General features: G+C 44.0%; 26 protein-coding genes, 1 tRNA gene, 1 pseudogene and 1 other annotated feature. Of the genes and pseudogenes, 18 read left to right on the forward strand and 10 right to left on the reverse strand.

Translation table 11 applies throughout. The annotated features are described in order from the left end of the window. The first annotated feature begins 128 nt into the window (after positions 1 to 128). Positions 129 to 341, forward strand: a complete 213-nt coding sequence (locus F7P81_RS15020; protein ID WP_022712433.1) for a SlyX family protein — start codon at positions 129 to 131, stop codon at positions 339 to 341. 70 nt (positions 342 to 411) lie between these two features. Here the strand turns inward: F7P81_RS15020 and F7P81_RS15025 are convergent, their stop codons facing one another. The 3 genes from F7P81_RS15025 to F7P81_RS15035 form a co-directional block, all read right to left on the reverse strand. Then, on the reverse strand, positions 412 to 1404 hold the full coding sequence (locus tag F7P81_RS15025) for a BMP family lipoprotein (RefSeq protein ID WP_075657078.1): 993 nt from the start codon (positions 1402 to 1404) through the stop codon (positions 412 to 414). A 187-nt stretch (positions 1405 to 1591) separates the two neighbouring features. Further along, positions 1592 to 2236 carry a peptide-methionine (S)-S-oxide reductase MsrA gene (gene msrA, locus F7P81_RS15030; RefSeq protein WP_210246333.1) on the reverse strand — a complete coding sequence of 215 codons (645 nt, stop codon included), beginning with the start codon at positions 2234 to 2236 and terminating at the stop codon, positions 1592 to 1594. Between the two features lie 110 nt (positions 2237 to 2346). Beyond that, positions 2347 to 2655 (reverse strand): hypothetical protein, encoded by a 309-nt coding sequence (locus F7P81_RS15035; RefSeq protein WP_022709275.1) that lies wholly within the window; start codon positions 2653 to 2655, stop codon positions 2347 to 2349. Positions 2656 to 3172: 517 nt separating this feature from the next. Between F7P81_RS15035 and F7P81_RS15040 the strand changes: the two genes are divergently transcribed. The 10 genes from F7P81_RS15040 (at position 3173) to arsK (ending at position 12254) form a co-directional block, all read left to right on the forward strand. After that, positions 3173 to 3262: transfer RNA gene (locus F7P81_RS15040), tRNA-Ser, on the forward strand. 80 nt (positions 3263 to 3342) lie between these two features. Then, positions 3343 to 4701, forward strand: a complete 1359-nt coding sequence (locus F7P81_RS15045; protein ID WP_151160138.1) for a DUF6538 domain-containing protein — start codon at positions 3343 to 3345, stop codon at positions 4699 to 4701. Positions 4702 to 5451: 750 nt separating this feature from the next. Further along, on the forward strand, positions 5452 to 6144 hold the full coding sequence (locus F7P81_RS15050) for a hypothetical protein (RefSeq protein WP_151160139.1): 693 nt from the start codon (positions 5452 to 5454) through the stop codon (positions 6142 to 6144). A gap of 97 nt (positions 6145 to 6241) precedes the next feature. Beyond that, positions 6242 to 6297, forward strand: a sequence feature (sul1 is cis-regulatory element that is thought to sense ions involved in sulfur or methionine metabolism; They are found in Alphaproteobacteria). A gap of 61 nt (positions 6298 to 6358) precedes the next feature. Continuing rightward, positions 6359 to 7846, forward strand: coding sequence for a SulP family inorganic anion transporter (locus F7P81_RS15055; protein WP_151160140.1), 1488 nt, complete (start codon positions 6359 to 6361; stop codon positions 7844 to 7846). Between the two features lie 113 nt (positions 7847 to 7959). Beyond that, a complete protein-coding gene (locus tag F7P81_RS15060; RefSeq protein ID WP_151160141.1) occupies positions 7960 to 8328 on the forward strand; it encodes an ArsR/SmtB family transcription factor in 369 nt (122 codons plus the stop codon). Between the two features lie 30 nt (positions 8329 to 8358). Next, positions 8359 to 8883 carry an arsenate reductase ArsC gene (locus F7P81_RS15065; RefSeq protein ID WP_151160142.1) on the forward strand — a complete coding sequence of 175 codons (525 nt, stop codon included), beginning with the start codon at positions 8359 to 8361 and terminating at the stop codon, positions 8881 to 8883. Continuing rightward, complete coding sequence (gene arsB / locus F7P81_RS15070; protein ID WP_151160143.1) at positions 8883 to 9932, forward strand: ACR3 family arsenite efflux transporter; 1050 nt, start codon at positions 8883 to 8885, stop codon at positions 9930 to 9932. The genes F7P81_RS15065 and arsB overlap by 1 nt, the downstream gene beginning before the upstream one ends. Beyond that, the gene (arsC, locus tag F7P81_RS15075) at positions 9932 to 10345 is read left to right on the forward strand and encodes an arsenate reductase (glutaredoxin) (RefSeq protein WP_151160144.1); all 414 of its coding nucleotides are present in this window, start codon (positions 9932 to 9934) and stop codon (positions 10343 to 10345) included. The genes arsB and arsC (F7P81_RS15075) overlap by 1 nt, the downstream gene beginning before the upstream one ends. After that, positions 10342 to 11052, forward strand: a complete 711-nt coding sequence (gene arsH, locus F7P81_RS15080) for an arsenical resistance protein ArsH (protein WP_210246334.1) — start codon at positions 10342 to 10344, stop codon at positions 11050 to 11052. The genes arsC (F7P81_RS15075) and arsH overlap by 4 nt, the downstream gene beginning before the upstream one ends. Beyond that, complete coding sequence (arsK, locus tag F7P81_RS15085) at positions 11049 to 12254, forward strand: arsenite efflux MFS transporter ArsK (protein WP_151160146.1); 1206 nt, start codon at positions 11049 to 11051, stop codon at positions 12252 to 12254. The genes arsH and arsK overlap by 4 nt, the downstream gene beginning before the upstream one ends. Before the next feature lie 54 nt (positions 12255 to 12308). Here arsK and F7P81_RS15090 read toward each other — a convergent pair whose 3' ends face one another. Then, complete coding sequence (locus tag F7P81_RS15090; protein WP_022709229.1) at positions 12309 to 12569, reverse strand: helix-turn-helix domain-containing protein; 261 nt, start codon at positions 12567 to 12569, stop codon at positions 12309 to 12311. A 221-nt stretch (positions 12570 to 12790) separates the two neighbouring features. Between F7P81_RS15090 and F7P81_RS15095 the strand changes: the two genes are divergently transcribed. The 3 genes from F7P81_RS15095 (at position 12791) to F7P81_RS15105 (ending at position 14393) form a co-directional block, all read left to right on the forward strand. Continuing rightward, positions 12791 to 13105 carry a hypothetical protein gene (locus tag F7P81_RS15095; RefSeq protein WP_210215520.1) on the forward strand — a complete coding sequence of 105 codons (315 nt, stop codon included), beginning with the start codon at positions 12791 to 12793 and terminating at the stop codon, positions 13103 to 13105. A gap of 48 nt (positions 13106 to 13153) precedes the next feature. Then, complete coding sequence (locus F7P81_RS15100; protein ID WP_151160147.1) at positions 13154 to 13927, forward strand: outer membrane protein; 774 nt, start codon at positions 13154 to 13156, stop codon at positions 13925 to 13927. An 82-nt stretch (positions 13928 to 14009) separates the two neighbouring features. Further along, positions 14010 to 14393, forward strand: coding sequence for a YbhB/YbcL family Raf kinase inhibitor-like protein (locus F7P81_RS15105; protein ID WP_075657090.1), 384 nt, complete (start codon positions 14010 to 14012; stop codon positions 14391 to 14393). Between the two features lie 66 nt (positions 14394 to 14459). Here the strand turns inward: F7P81_RS15105 and F7P81_RS15110 are convergent, their stop codons facing one another. The 4 genes from F7P81_RS15110 to F7P81_RS15125 form a co-directional block, all read right to left on the reverse strand. Further along, a complete protein-coding gene (locus tag F7P81_RS15110) occupies positions 14460 to 15080 on the reverse strand; it encodes a recombinase family protein (protein WP_151160206.1) in 621 nt (206 codons plus the stop codon). Between the two features lie 120 nt (positions 15081 to 15200). Further along, positions 15201 to 15824, reverse strand: a complete 624-nt coding sequence (locus F7P81_RS15115; RefSeq protein ID WP_151160148.1) for a hypothetical protein — start codon at positions 15822 to 15824, stop codon at positions 15201 to 15203. A gap of 293 nt (positions 15825 to 16117) precedes the next feature. Next, positions 16118 to 16963, reverse strand: a complete 846-nt coding sequence (locus F7P81_RS15120; protein WP_151160149.1) for a P-loop NTPase — start codon at positions 16961 to 16963, stop codon at positions 16118 to 16120. Between the two features lie 13 nt (positions 16964 to 16976). Then, positions 16977 to 17663: an SIR2 family protein gene (locus tag F7P81_RS15125; RefSeq protein ID WP_151160150.1), complete on the reverse strand. Its 687-nt coding sequence runs from the start codon at positions 17661 to 17663 to the stop codon at positions 16977 to 16979. A gap of 121 nt (positions 17664 to 17784) precedes the next feature. Here F7P81_RS15125 and F7P81_RS15130 point away from each other — a divergent pair, with 121 nt between their 5' ends. After that, positions 17785 to 18738, forward strand: a complete 954-nt coding sequence (locus tag F7P81_RS15130; RefSeq protein WP_210246332.1) for a metallophosphoesterase — start codon at positions 17785 to 17787, stop codon at positions 18736 to 18738. Positions 18739 to 19173: 435 nt separating this feature from the next. Here the strand turns inward: F7P81_RS15130 and F7P81_RS15135 are convergent, their stop codons facing one another. Further along, a complete protein-coding gene (locus F7P81_RS15135; RefSeq protein WP_151160151.1) occupies positions 19174 to 19455 on the reverse strand; it encodes a hypothetical protein in 282 nt (93 codons plus the stop codon). 219 nt (positions 19456 to 19674) lie between these two features. On the opposite strand from F7P81_RS15135, the pseudogene F7P81_RS15140 reads away from it, so the two are divergent. The 3 genes and pseudogenes from F7P81_RS15140 to arsC (F7P81_RS15150) all read left to right on the forward strand — a co-directional run bounded on the left by F7P81_RS15140 (position 19675) and on the right by arsC (F7P81_RS15150) (position 21779). Further along, positions 19675 to 20435, forward strand: a pseudogene (locus tag F7P81_RS15140) (IS5 family transposase). Between the two features lie 133 nt (positions 20436 to 20568). Then, a complete protein-coding gene (locus F7P81_RS15145) occupies positions 20569 to 21039 on the forward strand; it encodes a GTP pyrophosphokinase (RefSeq protein WP_151160152.1) in 471 nt (156 codons plus the stop codon). A gap of 326 nt (positions 21040 to 21365) precedes the next feature. Next, positions 21366 to 21779: an arsenate reductase (glutaredoxin) gene (arsC, locus tag F7P81_RS15150; RefSeq protein ID WP_151160153.1), complete on the forward strand. Its 414-nt coding sequence runs from the start codon at positions 21366 to 21368 to the stop codon at positions 21777 to 21779. Positions 21780 to 21841: 62 nt separating this feature from the next. Here the strand turns inward: arsC (F7P81_RS15150) and F7P81_RS15155 are convergent, their stop codons facing one another. After that, positions 21842 to 23053, reverse strand: a complete 1212-nt coding sequence (locus F7P81_RS15155) for a lactate oxidase (RefSeq protein ID WP_022710569.1) — start codon at positions 23051 to 23053, stop codon at positions 21842 to 21844. Positions 23054 to 23062: the final 9 nt, after the last annotated feature.

Raw genomic sequence — 23062 nt, forward strand, 5'->3', positions numbered from 1 at the left:
TATGCTATTGCATAAAGCTGTGTGTAAACCACCACAAAGCCGCATTTCACCCCTCATAATAGCGTGAAATATCACTTCCGTGCACTATATGAATACAAAACACCCTCTGATCTGTCAGGAAACCACCCATGTCTGAAAATCTGTCCGACCGGCTTACAGAGCTGGAAATTCGCAATGCGGAACAGGAAAAGACAATTGAAGACCTGTCCGGTGAGATTGCCGAGCAATGGAAACTGATTACCGCGCTGAACAAAAAGCTCAGCGCGCTGACTGATCGTTTTTTAGAGCTGGAAGAACAAACAGCGCCGGAAGTCTCCGTGACCAAACCGCCCCACTGGTAAGACACAAAGAAATTTCAAATGGAAAAGGGCAGTGTCACCACTGCCCTTTTCTATGAATAGCCCTACCGGATTAGTAAGGGCACTTATTGTCTGTGGTGTAGTCATGCACCTTGATTTTACCGGAGATGATGTCGGCTTTTGCAGCTTCAACCGCAGCCTTCATTTCAGGTGTAATCAGCTTGGCGTTGTTTTCGTCCATCGCATAACTCACACCATCATCTTTCAGACCCATCTGAACGATACCGGCTGTGAATTTATCAGCGGCAACATCTTCAAAAGCCTTATAAACGGCAGTATCAACGCCCTTAACCATCGAGGTCAGAACATGACCCGGATGCAGACCGTTCTGGTTGGAGTCAACGCCAATGCCGAGCTTGCCCGCATCAGCCGCAGCCTGCAACACGCCGATACCGGTGCCACCGGCAGCATGATAAATCACGTCAGACCCCTGATCGATCTGAGCCTTGGTGATTTCGCTGCCTTTAGCCGGATCATTCCACGCGGCAGGTGTATCGCCGGTCCAGTTATTCAGAACTTTTGTGCCTTCTTTACCGGCTTTTGCACCACCGGCATAACCGCAATAGAAACGACGGATCAGCGGCACATCCATACCACCGACAAAGCTTACAGTGCCGGTTTTAGAAGCCATCGCTGCCAGCATACCAACCAGATAGCCGCCTTCTTCTTCTTTAAACACAACGGAGCGCACATTCGGCGCTTCCACAACAGCATCAATGATTACGAATTTCGTATCCGGAAATTCCTTTGCAACTTTCTCAATTGCGGAAACAGCTGAGAAACCGGCAATCACAACCGGCGAGTTGCCATCCTGTGCAAATTTACGCAGAGCCTGTTCACGCTGCGCATCGTTCTGAATTTCAAATTCACGATAATTAGTACCGTGATCTGCTTTATATTTGGCAGCGCCATTATAAGCGGCTTCATTGAAAGACTTGTCAAATTTTCCGCCAAAGTCATAAACAACAGCCGGCTTCAGTTCTGCCGAATAAGCTGCTGAAACACTCAGGGTCGCGGCCAACAGGCCCATAACGATACGCTTCATTACCACTCACCTCCGATAGCGCAGTAATTCTGCGCGAGAAAATATCCACCCGTGTTCGGTAAATTATTCTGTTTTTTACCGCCCGCTCAGATTTTAATAATCGGCAATCTGGCACGGTCCGGAACTTTTTTCATCTTAAATTTATGCGCTTACACATATTTCATTGCCGGAACACACCGCGCCGCCCTTAAATCACGCAGGAAACGCCTGTCCCGCGCAAGCCGCAATAACCCTGAGGGTTTTTCGCCAGATATTGCTGATGATAGCCTTCGGCATAATAAAAATCAGAAGCAGGCAGAATTTCCGTCGTAATTGCGCCAAGACCACGGGCGGTCAGTGCCTGTTGGTAAGCTGCTTTACTCGCTTCAGCAGTCTTCAGATCTTCATCCGAATAAACATAAATCCCTGAGCGATATGTTGTGCCTATATCATTGCCCTGCCGCATACCCTGCGTCGGGTCATGTTCTTCCCAGAAAATCTGCAAAAGCTGCGCCAGCGTCACCTCGGCCGGATCATAGACCACCTGCACCACTTCATTATGTCCTGTCAGGCCCGTACAGGTTTCCTCATAGGTCGGGTTCGGCGTCAGACCGCCGCTATAACCGGCAGCGGTGACATAAACACCGGGCACCTGCCAGAACAAACGCTCCACGCCCCAGAAACAGCCCATACCGAACAGAATTTTCTTCATATTATGCGGCCATGGCCCGTGCAGAGGAAGTCCGGAAACAAAATGGTCTTCGGAAGTCGCAATCGCCTCAGTACGACCGGCAAGCGCCTCGTTACTGGTCGGCATACGCAACTTGTGTTCGGGATATTGTCTGAACATCATCATAGTCCCTGTCTGATGCATTTCCGGTTTAAACAGCAATAACGGAAATGCTGCATACTTGTTAGTTTTAACGGCAGGCAGCCGGAACAGGCTTACACATATCTGTACTCTTAACGTGCATAAGATTTACGCCCAATCGTTCCGACAGCAAAACACACTATACTCAGCACTAAAAATAAGAACCATCCGGGCATATTCAACACCGGAACCATCCAGTTGTCCCAAAAGCCGTTCCAGAAGACCTGCCGTATAAAACCGGCAAAAGCAGCCAAATATTCAGGCAGATAGTCCTGCAAACTCTGCAGAAATGGCGTCACAACCAAACGAAGCTGCGCAATTGATCGCGCAATATCAAAAACAGCAAATAACAAGCTGACACCCAACGACCAGAGCGCCAGAAAATTAAAAAATACACGCATAATAACCCATATCCGTCTTCTGAAATTCAGAACTCAAAAAACAACTCTGAATTTCATTCTATCACAAGGAGCTTTCCTGACAGACAGGCTATTAAATTTTTCTAATATAAAATTATAATTCACGGAAAAGTCTGTAACTTCCCTCCGCCGTTGAACAAAAACATTTGTCCTTTCGGACATAAGATTCGACCAGTTTCGTCACGAATTTCAGCAAGATCAGTCAAAAATGGGTCAAATCATACTCTGGCGGCGCGAAAATCGACGATATTTTCCACAGAACCTCAAAAATATTAAAATCAATAAATTCAATAAGTTAAATAAATAAAGCATCCGATTTTTCATATAATTTCACTGTTTTCTGCCTGTAAAATCAAATGAATTCAGTGAAACACGAAATAATGGTTGAACATCCGTCTTTTATAGCTATATTCCGCGCCGAAACGGTCGTTTAACAGCTGACCACTGTTTGAAGATACGCCGTTGTGATTGATATCACTTATAAATATCAGTCTTGAGTGGAGAGGTGGCCGAGTGGTTGAAGGCGCACGCCTGGAAAGTGTGTATACGGGGAACCGTATCGCGGGTTCGAATCCCGCTCTCTCCGCCATTTTGCTAATATAAGCCATTGAAATCATTGATTTTCCTCATGTTCCATAATATTATGGTACAAAAGGTGGTACAAAATCATTGAAAAAATACTCCCCTGACATCCCGCATTTGTACGTCCGACGAAAGACTTTCGTCTTTCGTCTTGTCATACCTGTACATCTGCGCAGCCTTGCAGGGAAATCAGAATTCAAAGCTTCACTGAAAACCAAAGACCTTTCAGTTGCCATGAAGCAATATGGCGAAGTCGAACCATATTATCAAAGCCTTATGGAAAAACTTCGCAATGGTGAAGACCTGACCAACTATTCAGAGCTAAGCTACGAAGAACTTATGCGTATAGCACAAGTCACCGGACGAATTTACAAACCGCTTGATCAGCTTATACAAAATCCAGCACAATTAATACAGACCCACAGCGAATGGACAAAAGCAGGCAAACCGAAAGGGCGCGAATTTTCAAGCTACTTTGGCACAGCCGAAGCTACCATGAAGCTGTCCAACCTAGTCGCATTCTACGAAGATGATCAGGTGCATGTGCTGAGTTCTTTAAATGACAGAGAAAGATCGAAAAAACTAACCCCATTGAAGAATGCCGTTACGCAGTTAATGTCCTTCTTAGAAAAAGATATCGATCTGCCCTCCTTAGATCGTCAACAGGCACGAAATTTCCACAGACACTTAAAGAACAAGATTGCAACGCAAGAAATTAAAGCAAACACCGCTAGTAAGTATATTACACACTTACGCGTCCTTATCAAAACCTACAAAAACGCACATGATGACGAAACAGAAACTGTCTTTGATGGACTAAACTTCAAAGCACAAGAGAATGCGCGACCTCCGTTTACAATCGACTTCTTAAACGAACGCTGGTTCAAAAAGGATGCATTCACACAATTAAACCCGTGTGCAAAGGCACTTCTTTTTGCTGTGATAGACACGGGTTGTTCATTTAAAGAACTCTGTGGCCTCGATCCAGAAAAAGATATCCGCCTCAACGTCGCTATTCCACACATTATCATTCAGGGAAATGAACATCGGCAGTTAAAGACTACACATCGCAAACGTACTATCCCGCTTACAGGGTATTCCTTGCAGGCCTTTAAGACTTTCCCAATGGGTTTCACACAGTACGCGACAGACAATGGCCCATCAAATGCATCAGGCCTGATAAATAAGTATATGCAGAACAATGGGCTTTTAGAAACCGATAAACACTCCGTCTACAGTCTACGCCACACGTTTAAAGACCGCTTGAGAAAGCACGGCATCCCTGAAGAACTACAGCACGACTTAATGGGACATAAAGATCAAGGAATGGGTTCCCATTACGGAAATGGTTATCCGCTAGAAGAAACCGTGACATATTTACAACGAATGAGTGCCGATTGGAAATATCTCTCTTTGAATGATAAAGAAAATCGACTTCCTAGATAAATACTTTTGTTAGCAGGCTCTGCAGGTCATTCACCCTCATCGCACAACCATTCGTGATGAAGACCAACATCAGGACTGCATAACAGAAGGGACATCGATGCATTGATCAATGCATGATAAATACAAACACATTGACCTTGATAACTATAAAGCATGCCTGCAAGAAGTCGGGGATATGCTCAGAAAAAATAATGATCATAACGGTTTTCGAAAAATCACTGCTGAATGGAACGCAGTCAAAGCCTATGAAAACTCGATGATTGCACCATGGGATTAATACGCTTCCCGTAATTCATGCGTATTCGTTGCCTGATAATACCTTCCGAAGGCAACACACAGCAAACCACTCTCACCGATAAATACCAGACAGAGGAACTTTGTCTCTGCAGCATGATCACATGTGATTTCTGGTCGGTGCAGCACGATAAATACAACGTAGATGTTCGGCAGAAGTACTTGATTTCTTCCTGTATACTTGCCTCGTCACACAATAAAGTTCTCTTTGTCGTTCATAACAGAACAGAAAAGCAAGAGACTAATATCATCATAGCCCAATGCGTCCTGATAAATCAGAGTCACATCATTCATTACTTCTGCAAATAATTCAGATCAATGTATGAGCGGCACAAGCTATTTCCAATAGCAAGTATCGAAGGCAAAAATGCATCGAGAACGTGGAAACAGATTTCATTTTCATTCAACAGTTCAAGGATTTCCTTGCACTGATGGTAAACTATTATGAGAAACAATATGAGAAAAGAATTTTTACATGAAGAATTAGTAACGCACATTCCGAACTTGATGAATGCATACGGACGATTTCAGTACCATTCAGAACCAGACAAAATATGGTCACTGGGGAATGAAATTGATCACCAAAAACACGTTTACGAACTCACCGCATACTTTAACAACACTGATAGAAGAACGACTGAATTACAGTTCGGTCTGGATAAGATGTGCTGTGACTTTCACAGCCATTTAAGTCGCTCACTACTGGGAAACAACTGGACTATTACTAAGAACCTTCATAAGCAGCCAATGCTGGTATGTTTCTTTGACCACGAAGGTACAAGACAACGTCAAACCCTAGCACGCAGCGTATACCCACATATTCATGGCCTGTTGCTCATTCATGATACCACCTTCGAAAAGTTCATAGATATTACAGAAAAACGACCCAACGAACGAAGGTACTTACTGCAAAAGCCATGGGCTTTCAAAGAAGTGTCATTCAAACCGACGTTCAACGGCGTCGAAGGAATGAAGGAGTTTGTAAGTTACGCGTTGAAGTTTGACAAAACCAGTGCGAAATCTGGCAACAACCTGTTCCCATGGGATATCTATCCAAAATCCAACAAGAAATGGAACTCCGCTCTGAACGAAATTCCAGAGGACGAACTGAGATATTATAGCAGTGCACTGAAGCGATACCGGAATTAATAATCAACAGACATCATCGCGCAACCATAGCAACGAATAAATACTCAGTGGGATATAATTGCAAAATACAAGATTTCCGATATTTATGGGGCATTAACAAGGACTCGGTGCAATTCCGAGTGGCTCTTCTGGCCGCCTATCCGCCAGACAACACTGCAACGGCATTCTTAAAAGCCAAATTTTCAGTTCGTTGCATCAGTGTGTAAAATTCCCAATGCTAAGATTAAAAGAATACCGCAGTCAGTGGTTTTCAAACATTCGTGGCGATATCTTATCGGGTATCGTTGTTGCTCTCGCTCTTATTCCTGAAGCGATAGGGTTTTCTGTTATTGCAGGCGTGGACCCCAAAGTTGGTTTGTATGCTTCATTTGCAATTGCATGTGTGGCAGCTTTTACCGGTGGTCGCCCTGCAATGATTTCAGCGGCTACAGCGGCCACAGCTGTCGTCATGGTATCACTCGTTAAAGAACATGGTCTGCAATATCTTTTCGCAGCCACAATCTTAATGGGTATTCTTCAGATACTTGCCGGAGCATTAAAGTTGGCGCGGGTAATGCGTTTTGTTTCCCGTTCCGTCATTACCGGCTTTGTAAATGCACTGGCCATTTTGATCTTTATGGCTCAGCTACCGGAACTGATCGATGTTCCGACACAAACCTACTGGATGATTGCAGCCGGACTGGGGATAATCTATCTTTTCCCTTATCTGACCAAAGCAATCCCCTCGCCATTAATCGCAATTGTCGTACTGACGGTCATTGCATGGTCAACTGGTATGGAGTTACGGACAGTCGGTGATTTAGGGGAACTCCCTTCAGCATTTCCGATTTTCGCGTTGCCACAAGTACCCCTCACCTTCGAAACTCTGCAGATCATATTCCCATATTCCGTAACACTGGCAGCTGTTGGCTTGCTTGAATCATTGCTGACAGCTCAAATTGTTGATGACATGACTGATACGCCCAGCAATAAAAATCAGGAATGCTACGGACAAGGAACAAGCAATATAGCTTCTGCACTTATCGGCGGAATGGGTGGCTGTGCCATGATTGGCCAGTCCGTGATCAATGTGTCGTCAGGCGGTCGCGGCAGACTCTCAACATTTGTAGCAGGCGCGTTTCTTCTTTTCCTGATTGTTGTGCTTAACGATCTTGTCAAAATCATTCCAATGGCAGCACTTGTTGCAGTAATGATTATGGTTTCAATCGGAACATTCTCTTGGCGCTCTGTGCTTGATCTGAGACGCAATCCACTGCCTTCTTCAGTCGTCATGCTTGCAACAGTGGTAACAGTCGTAACAACACATGATTTGGCAAAAGGCGTCATCGTCGGAGTGCTTTTATCAGGCATATTCTTCGCCGGAAAAGTGGCTAAACTTTTTACTGTTTCCAAACAAAACGACGAGAGCATAAACACACTCACCTATAGGGTTGAAGGGCAGATTTTCTTCGCTTCAGCTGAGAGCTTTATCCATTCTTTCGATTTCAGCAGCACACATGCCCATATTATGATTGATGTCAGCCGAGCGCATTTGTGGGACATAACTGCTGTTGGAGCTCTTGATAAAGTCGTTTTAAAGCTTCGATCTTCCGGAGCACAGGTCGAAGTACGCGGTTTTAACCGTGCAAGCGCAGATATGATCGACAAGTTTGCTCTGCACGACAAAGCAGAACGACAAGCCTCCAGTAATTCGCTTCATTAAAAACAATGCTGGCATAGTTGAAAACTATGCCAGCATTCCCCCCTCAGGTTGCCCCCCATAATAATATTTATCATTTGTGTTGACATAGTCCATATATCCATTATTCTGGATATATGGAAAATGAAACAGCAATCACGGCACTCGCGGCCTTAGCACAGACCACACGACTGGAAACTTTCCGGCTATTGGTCAAACACGAACCGAACGGTTTACCGGCAGGCGAACTGGCACGTGTATTGGATGTACCCCAGAATACAATGTCAGCCCATCTTGCCACATTATCACGAGCAGGATTGATCAAAGGAGAACGTCAGAGCCGGTCGATCATTTACCGTGCTGATCTTGATGTATTTCGGGAACTGACGCTTTTCATGATCAAGGATTGTTGTGGAGGCAATGCCGCGCTTTGCAAGCCTCTAATTGTAAACCTTGCGCAATGCACTGATGACAAAACAAAAAATCCAGAAACAATGATCAATTAACTTTAGCTATCAACTAGACGGACACATGTGATGACTGACAAGGTCTATAACGTGCTCTTTTTGTGCACGGGCAATTCCGCTCGTTCAATTTTAGGCGAAGCCATACTTAACATGGACGGAGAAGGTCGGTTTCGTGCCTTTTCTGCTGGTAGCAAACCCAAAGGCGAAGTTCATCCACTCGCGATAAAAGAACTTCAGGCTATGGGTCTTCCCACTAATCATCTCACATCAAAAAGCTGGGATGTATTTGCCGGTTCAGATGCGCCGAAAATGGATTTCATTTTTACCGTGTGTGATAGTGCTGCAGGAGAGTCTTGTCCTGTATGGATCGGCCATCCAATGACTGCGCACTGGGGCATTGAAGACCCAGCGGCAGTTGAAGGCAGCGAAACCGAAAAGCAACGTGCTTTTGCTCTTGCAGCGCGTTTTATGAAGAACCGAATATCAGCGTTCCTCAATCTTCCACTAGGTTCAATTGATCGCATGTCAATACAAAACCAGCTGAACCAAATTGGTTTGATGGAAGGTAATATTGGCACACCAAGGAAGCTATAATGTCTGTCTTTGAACGATATCTGACACTCTGGGTTGCCCTATGTATCATCATCGGGATTGCCTTAGGGCATTTGTTTCCTGCAGCCTTCCATATGGTCGGCGCAGCAGAAATCGCTAAGGTCAATATACCTGTTGCCATACTGATCTGGCTGATGATCATTCCCATGCTGCTTAAAATCGACTTCTCAGCGATGCGTCAGGTCGGCCAGCATTGGCGTGGCATCAGCGTGACACTCTTCGTCAACTGGGCGGTTAAACCCTTCTCTATGGCCTTGCTGGGCTGGCTGTTCATCGGTTGGCTGTTCAGACCATATCTCCCGCAAGATCAAATTGACTCTTACATAGCAGGCCTGATTATTCTTGCCGCAGCACCATGCACCGCAATGGTTTTTGTCTGGTCGAACCTGATTAAGGGTGAACCCCATTTCACGCTATCTCAGGTGGCACTGAATGACGCAATCATGGTCATTGCCTTTGCCCCGATTGTCGGCCTGCTTTTAGGATTATCAGCGATCACAGTGCCGTGGAATACACTGATTTTCTCAGTGGTTTTGTACATCATCTTTCCCGTCATCATCGCACAACTGATACGGCGCAGCCTGCTTTCCAAGAATGATGGACAGTCCCTAAACAAGCTGCTGAAGGCATTACAGCCATTATCGCTGGTCGCACTTCTTGCCACACTTGTTTTGCTCTTTGGTTTTCAGGGAGAACAGATCATCGCCCAGCCACTGATCATCGCCATGCTTGCTGTACCGATCCTGATCCAAGTCTATTTCAACTCCGGTCTGGCCTATATCCTGAACCGGATGTCGGGCGAACAACATTGTATTGCAGGCCCGTCTGCCATGATCGGCGCTTCAAACTTCTTCGAATTAGCCGTGGCCGCAGCGATCAGTCTTTTCGGCTTCAGTTCCGGTGCCGCGCTTGCAACAGTTGTCGGCGTCTTGGTGGAAGTCCCCGTTATGCTCTCCGTTGTCTGGATCGTGAACCGGTCTAAAGGCTGGTACGAACAAGGCAAAAATCAAACTAAAACAGGTGATATCTGATGTCCGTTATAATCTATCACAACCCTCAATGCGGAACTTCACGCAACACACTCGCCATGATCCGCGCCAGCGGTGAAGAACCTGCCATCATTGAATATCTGCAAACACCGCTATCCAAAGAGCAATTGTCAGAACTTGTTGATGCCATGAAAATATCAGTACGAGATTTGCTGCGAGAAAAAGGCACGCCTTTTGCTGAACTCGATTTATCCAATACGAAATGGTCAGACGATCAGTTACTGGATTTCATTGTGCAACATCCGATCCTGATGAACAGACCGGTTGTAGCGACACCTCATGGCACAGCCCTTTGTCGCCCGTCAGAACGTGTTCTTGATCTTCTGGAAAACCCCGCTGTCAACTTTACCAAAGAAGACGGGGAACAGATCACTTATGAACGGAAGGACAGATAATCGTGACACTGCCCAATCTTGACCTGCGGGCGTTTTGCTCACCCGATTACGATAAGCTCCAAACGCCTTTACTGACACATAAACCGCGCATCCTGCTTCTATACGGGTCGCTAAGAGAACGTTCTTACAGCCGCTTCTTAACGCTTGAAGCACAGCGCCTGTTAGAATTTATGGGGGCTGAAACACGAATATATCATGCCGACGGCCTACCATTGCCAGATGACAGCACTGCTGATCACAGCAAGGTTCAGGAGCTACGTGAAGCAATGGTGTGGTCAGAAGGGCAAGTCTGGACCAGCCCTGAACGCCACGGCGCAATGAGTGCCGTCATGAAATCACAAATTGACTGGATACCTTTAGCGGGCGGTTCTGTACGCCCGACGCAAGGTCGCACACTGGCGCTGATGCAGGTTTCCGGCGGCTCTCAGTCTTTCAACGCTTTGAATCAAATGCGTGTGCTAGGTCGATGGATGCGCATGATTACAATCCCCAACCAATCATCTGTCGCCAAAGCATGGCAGGAGTTTGATGAAGCCGGACATATGAAGCCCTCTTCATTCTACGAAAGGGTCGTTGATGTGATGGAAGAACTTATCAAGTTCACCATCCTGACACGGGGCATTTCTGACCACCTGACCGACCGTTACAGTGAACGGAAAGAAGCCGCAGAGAAACTGGAAACCCGTGTTTCGTTGAAATCCATATGACCGACCAGCGCCTTCCTGTTTATGCAATCCTGAGCCTTGGCCTTACACAAATCATCGGCTACGGCACACTTTACTATTCATTCAGTGTGCTGGCTCCGTCCATTGCGGGTGGCTTTCAGGCGACAACGGAATGGGTCTATGGAATATTATCCATAGCACTGCTAGCAGGTGGTGTGCTGGCACCGTGGCTGGGCAAACTCATTGACCGCTTAGGTGCTGCACAAATTATGACAGTCGGCTCTGCTTTTGCAGCGCTTGCTCTCATCCTTTGCGCAACATCCCCCAATTCGCTGGCGTTCATTGTAACGCTTACAATTGTGGAGATTGCTGCCAATCTCGTACAATACGGAGCCGCCTTTGCACTGCTTGTGCAGATCAAACCAATGGTTGCTCAGCGCAGCATTGTCTATCTGACACTGATAGCCGGTTTTGCATCCACCATCTTCTGGCCACTCACATCATTGCTTCTGCAATGGCTGACATGGCAGCAAATCTATCTGGTCTTTGCCGGTCTGCATCTGGTGGTATGCCTCCCGCTGCATTATTCCCTGACACGCACCAGTAAAACAACTCATGACCAACGTAAGAATGATGACAAAGAAATAGCTTCTGTAGCCGGTGCATTGCCTCAGGCATCAAGACGTATGGGCTTCACAGTACTTCTGGCAGCATTTTCCTTACAGGCATTGATATCCTCTGCAATCCTTGTCCATATGATCCCGCTACTGTCGGTACTGGGATTAGCAAAGTCAGCAGCCTTTATTGGCGCTGTGTTCGGACCATCGCAAGTTGCCAGCCGCATGATCAATATGATGGCGGGGAAAACCCTATCCCCCGTAAACTTAGCCATCATCGCAGCCTCATTCATTGCCTTATCCGTTATGATATTGATGATCGGTGCACCCTATATCCCTGCGGCGATATTATTCGCCTGCCTGTTTGGTTTCGGGAATGGTCTGTTCAGCATTATAAGCGGCTCACTTCCATTATTCTTATTTGGAAGTACCGGATATGGTGCGATGCAGGGAAAACTGATGTCTGCGAGATTGGTGCTATCCGCCATCGCACCCTTTGCAATGGCCTTCGCGTTGAAGAATACAAGTGTTTACATCACTCTGGCGATAATCATCGTCGTATCGATTGCGGGAGGCGGTCTGTACTTCATAATAAAGCAAGACTTACAGAGCAGAGCTTTGAATTGAGCCTATTACGCACTTAGTCTGTAAGCTAGGCCACATAGCATAGCACATTTCCAATTATTTATATTTTCGCCCCGCCTTCATTGGCTGCGGTGGCAGTGCGTCTTTATCAGGAACTTCAAAAAGCTCACTGACTGTCACTTGCAGTGCATCAGCCAATGCTTCCAGTGTCGAAATCGTGACGTTCTCTGTACCCCGTTCGACCCTCCCTACATATGACCTGTCAACATTTGACTCCAAAGCTAACCGCTCCTGAGAGAAGCCTTTAGCCACGCGAAGTTTCCGTAAATTCCAACCGATAATCTGTCTTGCGTTCATAGAACGATTAACAGTATAGACGGCTTGACAATCGACGGACTGCTGGGCACATATTAATTTTCAGCACACGTTAGTGAATCCAATGGATTCACATAACAATGTCGGGGGCAAATGAAGTGCAGAGCGAAGCGATCAAACGTATCGGGTCAATCAGCCAATCAGCTGCAACCCATCAGAAACATACGCAACACGACTAAGGTCGGAAAACAAAGGTCGCTTCGATGGCATACCCAATTCAAATGATAGAACCAGTTACCCATAGAACAGCAGTTGGTTTCAAAGGAATTTCTTGGACCTGCTTATTCTTTGGTCCATTCCCCGCATTGTTTCGCGGTCACTTTGTTGGTTTCTTAGTCATCCTACTTGCCGTTCTCTGCACCTTAGGCCTTGCAAGCATTGTGTTTATGTTTGTTTACAACAACTGGCATTACAATTGGCTTGTATCAAAAGGTTTTAAACCAGCGGGCGCCGCTATGGGCATGGGAATGATGGCCAATCAGAACATGATCAATGTTCATGTTGCCGAGTCCAAATAATACCTAACCAGACAACTTTCGAACTAAACAACTCAAGCAGGGGCAATAATGAAAATCCTCCTACTCGCAGCAAGTGCACTTTCAGTTTCAACCACATTTGCAGTTGCAGCTGACGCTATTGTAGCACCAATCAATGAACCGGCAGCCATTACGACAGATTCACCTCGTTGGTTTATTGATGCAGGCGTCGGTGGTGCATGGTCAAATGCAAATGCACTCCACTTCATCAACCCAATTGGCACAGCTTTTACTGACAATGTAGTATCAGGCGACCGTATCCACCTGAACGATGTTGATAAAAAAGACAGCTCCGTCGGAGCAGTATTTAGCGTAGGCTATATGCTGGCACCTAACTACTACGTTAAAGGTTCGTATCGTTATTTCGGTCAACACGACTATAGCGGAAATGCGACCTTCGGTGGCGATGACTACGATCAAGACCTTCGCGTTCGCGCACATGGAGTATTCGTAGGCGCAGGTTATATCCATGACCTTACAGACCGTTTTTATGTTGATGCATTCGGTGAAATCGGCGCATCTTTCTTAAAAGCTTCTGCCAAACAGGGCGAAAACCTTTATCCTGACGATTTCGCTTCATTCCCATCTAAGAGCCAGACAAACTTTGCTGGCGGGCTTGGTCTCGGCATTGGTTATAAAGTTACAGAAAACGTAGACTTCACTGTTACAGGTACTTACCACTGGCTCGGCAAAGCTGAAACAAACAAGGCACTTAACGTTCAATATATGAATGACGGGGAAATGCTGAAAGCCAAGAACATTGGTGTCGCAGGTGTTACTGCCGGTATTCGTGTGAAATTCTAATAACTAAAATGGGCAGTTTAACTGCCCATTTTCATATCATGTTTTGGCATGTAAACCTTTCGCATAATCACAAAAGAACATCATGCATAAATTGCTATTGATAAGTGCCGCAACATTCATTGTTTCAAGCAATGCTTTAGCGGCAGATATAGGTGTTACCTTTGAATGGGGCCCAACAAAAAAGTGCTTTGATTCAAAGTCACCGCCAATCAAACTCTCCAATGTTCCACAAGGCACGGCAAAACTCTTGATCAAAATGATAGATCAAAATGCATCGAGTTTTGATCATGGCGGCGGCAGCGTAGCCTTCAAAGGACAGTCACAACTTCCTTATGGCGCCTTTAAATACAAAGGTCCATGCCCGCCATCAGGAACGCACTTCTATAAAATCACAGTAAAAGCTGTTGATGCATCCGGTAAGACTTTAGGCTCTGGTTCGGCAACTCAGCCCTTTGCAAAGAAATAATCTCCCCCTCCCCCTGCATATTACTGGAGGGGGGGGGCATACCCATTGATAATCCATAATAAACATTTACAACAAGACTTGAGTATTATTCTTCAGCCGCGAAAGGGTTGATCTGGAACATCCGGTTGCCTGTATGATGCTATTCCAGCTTTGGCCGCTTTCAAGCATTTTCAATATAGCCTGATTACGGGATTTATTCTCCGGACGCCCTTTATACAGCCCCTGCTCTTTAGCCTTGGCTATTCCCTGCTTCTGCCGTCTACGACGATCTTCATAGTCTTTACGGGCAATGGCCGCGATCATGTCCAGCATCATATTATTAATGGCTTCTGACATACGGGCAGTGAATTCATCTGTACTTGAAACGGCCATTCCCCATGATGTCGGCAAATCAAGAGCAACCACTTTAACCTGTCTGTCACGAATTTCAGACTTCAAACGCTCCCAGTCTTTAGCATTCAAACGACTTAAGCGGTCCACTTGCTCTATCAGCAAAATATCACCTGCCTGACAGTCAGATAACAGACGAAAAAGTTCCGGACGGTTTAGCGATGCGCCACTTTCATTTTCAATATACGTGGCTGCAATCTTCAGACCTTTATCGCTAGCGAACTGAAACAAATCGTCTTTCGCCCTGCTGGCATCTTGTTCTTTCGTCGATGCACGAAGGTAAGCTCTCACAAACATACGAACCACCATAAAGTTCCATTTACATGGTTCTATTATAGGTGGTTCGTTTTAAGTTATCAAATGATGTTTATGGAACCAAGATCAGTATGGTTCGCTTAAGGCATAGTTATAAATAACTCACCTACCTAAAGGATGTGCACGAAGAAACGTCTCAACTTTTGCAACCATAAATGCAGCCGCTTCTCGTTCTTTCCAACCAGAAACTTTGGTTTTTATGAATTTAACATATTTCATAAGCGCCATAATGACACGTACGCGCTGACTGTCCGAATATTTACCAACAAAAATGTTTAAAAATGTAGATAAACTCTCGTGCCAGTGAAATGCCTGACCAGAGCCGTAATGTACTTCATCTTCAGCTTGAACAATCAATAAATCCGCTACTTCAATTGCATTGTTATAAGCCTCAAGCGTATCAATATCTTCATTCACTCCTCTTTCAAGCAAACATACAATTAATTGATTTTGCGCGTGATAAGGAACATATCCACTGCGTCTATTCTTTGCATAACTAATACCTGTTCTTAAATGCTTAATAGCTTCGGAATAATTTCCCAACTGCCTTTCACACATACCAAAGGCGTTCCAAAAAAGATCATCTTTATTTAGTTTTGAGTTAGCAGAAAGCTTTGAGTATAATTTCTGTATGACATCAAGTCTCGATTTATTATCACCAGCTATTACTTTCAAATAATTAAACCTTAACAGATCAACAATAATAAGTTTAATCTCTTGAGACATATATCTGGCAGATGAAAGCTTATTAACTGATATTTCTATAGTCTCTATAAGATCATCAGCATCACAAATTTCTTCAATAGCAAATTTTGCAAAAATACTACCTCTAAAATATTCACCAGTATCTTCAGGGGAAAAGAATATTCTAAAAATATTTTTTACATCATCTACAGAGTCTATTTCATTGAATTTTAAACCTAAACATTGATTAATAACAAATTCATCAATATGATTATTTGTGAACTCTAGATATAAGGATAGTAGAACCCCTTTATATGCACGCGGAGAAATTTCTTTTAAAATGGCCAGTTCTTTTTTATCCGCCCGATAAGTTCTTGAGACTTCATCAAACCAATGAGAATATCTGCGAAATTGGCCTGAAAACCGTGCTTCCCACGCTGAATCAAACGTTCGGCTTTAACTTGATCTGATAACTGGGATAGCTCCCCCCACAGCCCAGCCTGATTAATCAAAGGAACTAAATTTCGGGCATCACTAGGTGTAAGTTCACCAACACGATAATCTACAATATCAAAATTATGAAATATAGTAGACAACTCTTCTTTTCGACTCTCATAAACATTAATACGAGAGGTTACAATAAACGTAACATCATCTGGGGTATACCTAGAAATATTGGTAAAATATCTAGCATATTTGTAAAAATCATCTATGATAATTACTGGTTTTTTATAATTAGATATAATATACGACAATTCATCTAAAAATTCAGCTTGATTTCTTGTAACCCAAAATACCTCTCTATCAATCGATATATCAGAAACCAACGCTTTTAGTGCCGTTGTTTTTCCATGACCAAGCGGTGAAAATAGATATATAAAACTTGCTCCATCACGAATAACTTGTAAAATATTGTTTACAACAGATGGAACAATAATATAGTTTTGACTTTTCTTAACTAAGTCCGATTGCAACAGTTCATTGTTTATTTTACCAAAAATGAACATATCATTTATGTCTTGATAAGTAACCAAACGATCACTTACGCTGTAATCTCTTACATTCTCAAAACAAATAAGACTCCTGGGCTTATCATCAACTGCCTCTTCAAGCACTCGCTTAGAGATTCTTGCAAATCCTTCTTTATCTATCCACAATGGATTTCCAAATTGTTCCTGCATATACTCTAGTTCATCATTTTTTATGGATGAATTTATAAAAAAAAATCTTTTTCTTAATTACTTTTCCACTAAGCATAAGCTTAGCTATCTCTGGATCATATAAAGAATAACCTAAAAATACTATTACATCCGCAGTAGCCATATCATTCTTCAAAAGAACCGACCAAGGGCCATCATATACATTATTTGCGATATTGGAATTATAATCCAATATACAGCTTTCTCTTATATTCTTATAGTCAAATCTATTAATATAACCATGCAGATGCACAATAGATAAATCCGATTTTACAATATTATCGGGGTCATCGCCTTGCGTGTATACATGATGCTTTTTCCGAATCTTATCACAGCTCATTTCAATTGAATTATCATAATTTGTTGTATATATTCTTTTCCAAGGATACTTTATAATATCATCCATATCATCAGAGACTGACGTTACCTTGAATGTATCTGTTATCAACTTAAAATATTGTTCAATTGATTTATCAGCCAACTTAGATGCAGCAATATCTATACGAGAGTAATTAGTATTTAAATTTTTATTCATAATTGCAAGCAGCGGATTTATTGTTGGCAACTCCTGCAAGTTAACATTGATCGAATCGATCGATGCCCCAGCCCCACAAAACAAAATTGCTCTGCCTTTAATCGCTGCACTTAATAGTTCGAAAAGACCTTCTTTGGTCGTAGTCATCCCAGCTCCATTCCAATTTCGCCCAGATTTACAAGAAAATCAATAAATCACTATAGGCATTCTGAATATTAATCAAACAACATAAATAACTTTAGGTCATAATATTATGTAACGGAAAATTATGAGAATGATTACATATGATATTATTGGAGACATCCATGGGAACAGCGAAAAGCTTCATAAGCTATTGAATAAATTAGGGTACACTAAAAGTCGAAACTCTAGTGGGTACACGCATTCTGAAAGAAAAGTTATTTTCCTTGGCGATTTCATTGATCGTGGACCACAGCAACTTGATACTGTCCTGACAGCCAAAGCTATGATTGAAAGCGGCTCCGCATTAGCGGTAATGGGCAATCATGAATACAATGCCATTTGTTATGCGACACCAAATCCACATCAACCCAACGACTATCTACGCCCCCATTCAGGGAACACTGGAAAAAAGAACTTCCAGCAACACGCTGCATTCCTGAATGGGGTGCAACATGATTCCGTTCTCTACAATGAGCTTATTTCGTTCTTCAAGACACTCCCCCTCTGGCTGGAGATTGATGACATCCGCGTCGTTCATGCCTGCTGGAATATGCAAAAACAAAAACAACTGAAACCGTACTTAACCAACGACAACTGTTTGACTGATGCGGGGATCATTGAAAGCGCCAAAGAAGGCAGTGCAGCCTTTGAAGCAACCGAACTACTATTGAAAGGCTTGGAACTCCCTCTTCCCAACGGCCTTAAGTTTCAAGATGCAGATGGTCATGAACGCCAATCTGTGCGCGTAAAATGGTGGGACAACACCGCTAATGATTATGCATCCCTTGCACTTTTGCCGGAAGCCATAACCCAGACCCTGCCAAGGGATACAATCCCAAATCTTGATGCTTATCGCTACAATGAAGATTCCATGCTCTTCATTGGTCACTACTGGTTAACAGGCAAACCGAAGCCATTAACTTCCAACGTCATTTGCGTCGATTACAGTGCAGGTAAAGGCGGTGATCTTGTTGCTTATCGCCATGATATCGGGCAACCTTATTCAATCAATAACTTTATAACATCATCTAGTTATTAGAGACTAAGCCATGCAACAAAGCATTGATATTGAAGGCATTACTTATGTTATTCAATATCGTGATAATGCATTTATATTTTACATTGATGTCGAAAGTTCTAAATGGCACAGGCGTGTTCTTGCTGATTATTACAGCTCTATGGATTTCAGATTTGGTGAAAGCCCGCCATCTCGATTATTTGGCAAAACACCTGCATCACACATATTCAGGATCAGAACCTTTTGTTCGACATTTCATCGAAATGGCTCTGAAGGCGTATCAGCCTTATTACTTTTCATATACCGCAAATGAAGATTACAAAATCAGGATTCAGAGCCTGACCTGAAAAGGCATGAGTGGTTTCAGTAGGTTATGATTCAATCGGATTTCTGATATACGATGGAGATAACGATGTCCTAGACTGAAACCACTTGCCCTCATTTGATCTGGGTTCTTCAGTTTTTCAATGGGCCAGCAGGCTTCTTATTATCCTGTTTAACTTTTCCATTCAGCTTATCATTTGTGCGCAGACCACCATGCTTAGCGCATATTTTTGCCGCTTGAGATTCACTAAGTTGAGAAGTACCATCTCCAACTACGAATTGATGCCCATCCTTACACTGCCCCGACCATTTTTTGGTGTCGCTGTCATATATGATTTTATAAGCATTAGCTGGAACAACTGAAGCTGCAACAATAAATGCAACAAAAGCAATTTTTATATTCTTACTATACATAATAAACATCTCCCATTTAATTTAACCATAAATATAGTATTATAACTAATCTGAACGACAAATGAATAACATTTTTCAGAGCCTGACATGAAAAGGCTTGTGTGATTTCAGTAGGTTATAATTCAATCGGATTTCTAATATACGATGGAAATCACGATGTACTAAACTGGAACCACTCGACCTGATTATCAACGACAGAGTTCGCGTTACGTAAGTGATATGACCGCAAAAGAATGGGCATTGATTACCCCCATCACGCCCGCTTGCCGACATCTTGACCGTTCACGTACCACTGAATTGCATGAGGTTGTGAATGCTTAGTTTTATATCGCATCAACTGGTTGTAAGCTGCGTATGCTGGCCAAGAATTTGCCACCTTATTCAACCGTCCAAGTACATCTCTATGAATGGCGCGTTGCAGGGCTGTGGACACTATCGGCAATACGCTTGTGATGACCGCATGTGAGCAGGCGAATAAACAACCCAGCCCAACGGCTAGTGCAATCGATAGTCAGTCGATCAAAACCACGGAAAGTGGCGGAATACGTGGATTTGATGCGGGTAAGAAGATCGTTGGGAGCAAGCGACACATTGTGCTTGATATACTCCGCTTGAAGTTTGGCCTCGTGATCCACTCGGCTGGCATTCAGGACAGAAACGGTGCGCCAGATGTCTTGAAATCCATCTTCAAGCGCTGGCCGTGGTTACGGTATATCTTTGCTAACGGCGGATACGCTGGGCCTAAGTTCAAAGGCAGACTGGAAAAGGTCGGTAAATTCACAATGGGGATCATCAAGCGATCAGATCAAGCACTAGGCTTTGAACTCCTATCACGCAGATGGGTTGTCGAACACACCTTTGCATGATTGAGACGATGCCGAAGATTGGCAAAAGACTTCGAGATAACCATCGCTTCTACCGAGGCGCAGCTTTACATCACCAACATTCCTTTTCTAACACGGCGCATCGCAAGAGATTGATATCATTGCCATCCTTATGAGGCAGGCTCTGATACCGTGGTAGCAACTTACATCAGCGATCAATATGGTTACTTCTATGGACGTGTCGGGGCTTGGCTTCACTTTTACAGACAGATCAGCAAGGAGAATAAGAATGATAGTTGAAACAGCGAAAGCGATTGCGCGAAAGTACCATCAAGGGCAGGCTGATAAAGCACGCGTTGATTATTTTTCAGGGCACTTAACCGCTGTCGCATCGCAGTTTCACGACAACGAACTAGCGAAAGCAATCGCTTATCTCCATGATATCATAGAAGACTGCGATATAGCACCAAAGCAACTTGAATCCGAATTAATGGCAGGCGGAATTACTGAACAGAAAGCTTCGACCATTTCACGCGTTGTGCAGCTCTTAACGAAGCCAGATGTCGACTACTTTGCATACCTTGAAACGGTCAAAGCTGACCCATTAGCGAAAGTCGTTAAACTTGCGGACCTGACCCACAATATGGATCGATCCCGCCTGAATTCAGTATCTGAAAAAGATGAAATGCGCCTTGCGAAATATGCAAAGGCTTATGCTTTTTTGACTGACAGACATAACAATCCACAGCCAACACCGTAAGACAAACCTTCTACTTCAAAAAATCCATCACAATTATGGTACAAAAAATGGTACAAAATTCATTTTTTGAATTTTTCATATATCTATAAAAATCAATATGTTAATAGATTCAAAAACGAAAACAGAATCCCGCTCTCTCCGCCAGAACCATTTTGATGGTATTTCTCAGATAAAAATCCACGAGCTAAGTATTGCTGTTTACATCAATCATCTAGTGCGTTGATCCCGATATTTAGGCACCTTATGCTTTCATCATCAAGATGATTAACCGGCCAAAAAACTGGTATATGTAAGGCAATGATCGAACCAAGGCAGGTCAATCTCTGATGTCCGTTACAATTTATCATAACCCTGCATGCGGTACTTCACGCAATACACTCGCCATGATCCGCGCCAGTGGTGAAGAGCCTGTCATCATTGAATATTTGCAAACGCCACCTTCCAAAGAACAACTGTCAGAGCTTCTGGCAACCATGAAAATCCCGGTGCGTGATTTATTGAGGGAAAAAGGAACACCTTTTGCGGAGCTGGATCTGGAAAATCCCAAATGGTCTGACGATCAGTTGTTCGATTTCATTGTGCAGCATCCCATCCTGATGAACAGACCGATTGTCGTGTCACCACGTGGCGCTGCGCTTTGTCGTCCGTCAGAGCTTGTTCTCGATCTTCTGGAAAATCCGGTTGCCAGTTTCACCAAAGAAGACGGCGAACAAATTACTCATGTCATTTCTCAATTGTGACCTGCAGACATAAAAAGGCGGCCGGAAAACCGGCCACCTCATGCACTGCATATCGATAATAATTATTCGAAATCTTTATCGCTATAGAGCTTTGTTTTCTTCACTTCTTCAATGTTTTTCACACCACCCAGCATCATATTGATGGTCAGTTCTTTATTCAGCTGCTGGATAACGGAGTTGACACCTTCCGAGCCGCCGAGATTAAGACCATAGAGGATCGGACGGCCAACAGCGACCACATCCGCACCGCTTGCCAGTGCCTTAAACACATGTGAACCGCGACGCACACCACTGTCGAAAACAATCGGAACGCGTTTATTCACGACTTTGGCAATCGAAGGCAGAACATCAAAAGAAGCAGGACCACTGTCGAGCTGACGGCCACCGTGGTTGGAAACCCAGATACTGTCTGCACCGGCTTTAATCACCACGTCAGCATCTTCCGGCGACTGAATACCTTTCACAATCACCGGCAGACCGGTCATGTCTTTTACATATTTAATATCGGCTGGTGTGAATGCCTGTTTGGCCTGTGCATAGATTTCACTGATGCCTGCACCTTTACCGGTTTTGGAACCATCGTCATTCTGCTTGGCAAACAGTTCCAGATTGGCAAAGCCCAGCGGGAACTGGAAGTTATTCTTGATATCGTCTTCACGATAACCGCCGACCGGTGAGTCAACGGTCAGAATAATCGCCTTGGCACCGCTATCCTTGGCACGTTTCAGAGTAAACTCATTAAACGCTTCATTCTTGCTCATATAGAGCTGGAAGAAGAACGGATTACCGTCGGATACCGCAGCCACTTCTTCAATGGTTTTATTGCCATAGGTGCTCAGAGAGAAGATCGAACCCGCTTTTGCCATGCCTTTGGCCGTAGCGATTTCACCATCCTGATGTGCCAGCCCCTGCGCCGCCATCGGCGCCTGAATAACAGGGGTTTTCAGATCAATACCAAGATAATTGGTTTTCAGATCAATATCTGACAATTCAATACCCTGCATGACGCGCGGCATAATATATTTCTTGTCAAACACCGAGGTGTTGGAGCGCAGATTCTGCTCATTTTCTGCGCCGCCACGGATATAGCCGAAAGCGCCTTTATCCATATTGGCCTTAACCTGAGCTTCAAGTTCACCCAGATTGGTGATCTTGACAGGGCCTTCCGCGGTGCTGGCTTTATAGTCAGCGGCATGAGCAACGCCGAGGGAAAGAGCAAGCGCAATTGCGCTCAGCGATACTGCATATTTTTTGCTAAGAAATGTTTTCATCATACAAACTCC

The sequence above is a fragment of the Pseudochrobactrum saccharolyticum genome (genome assembly GCF_008801715.1).
In the GTDB taxonomy this organism is placed as follows: Bacteria; Pseudomonadota; Alphaproteobacteria; order Rhizobiales; family Rhizobiaceae; genus Pseudochrobactrum; species Pseudochrobactrum saccharolyticum.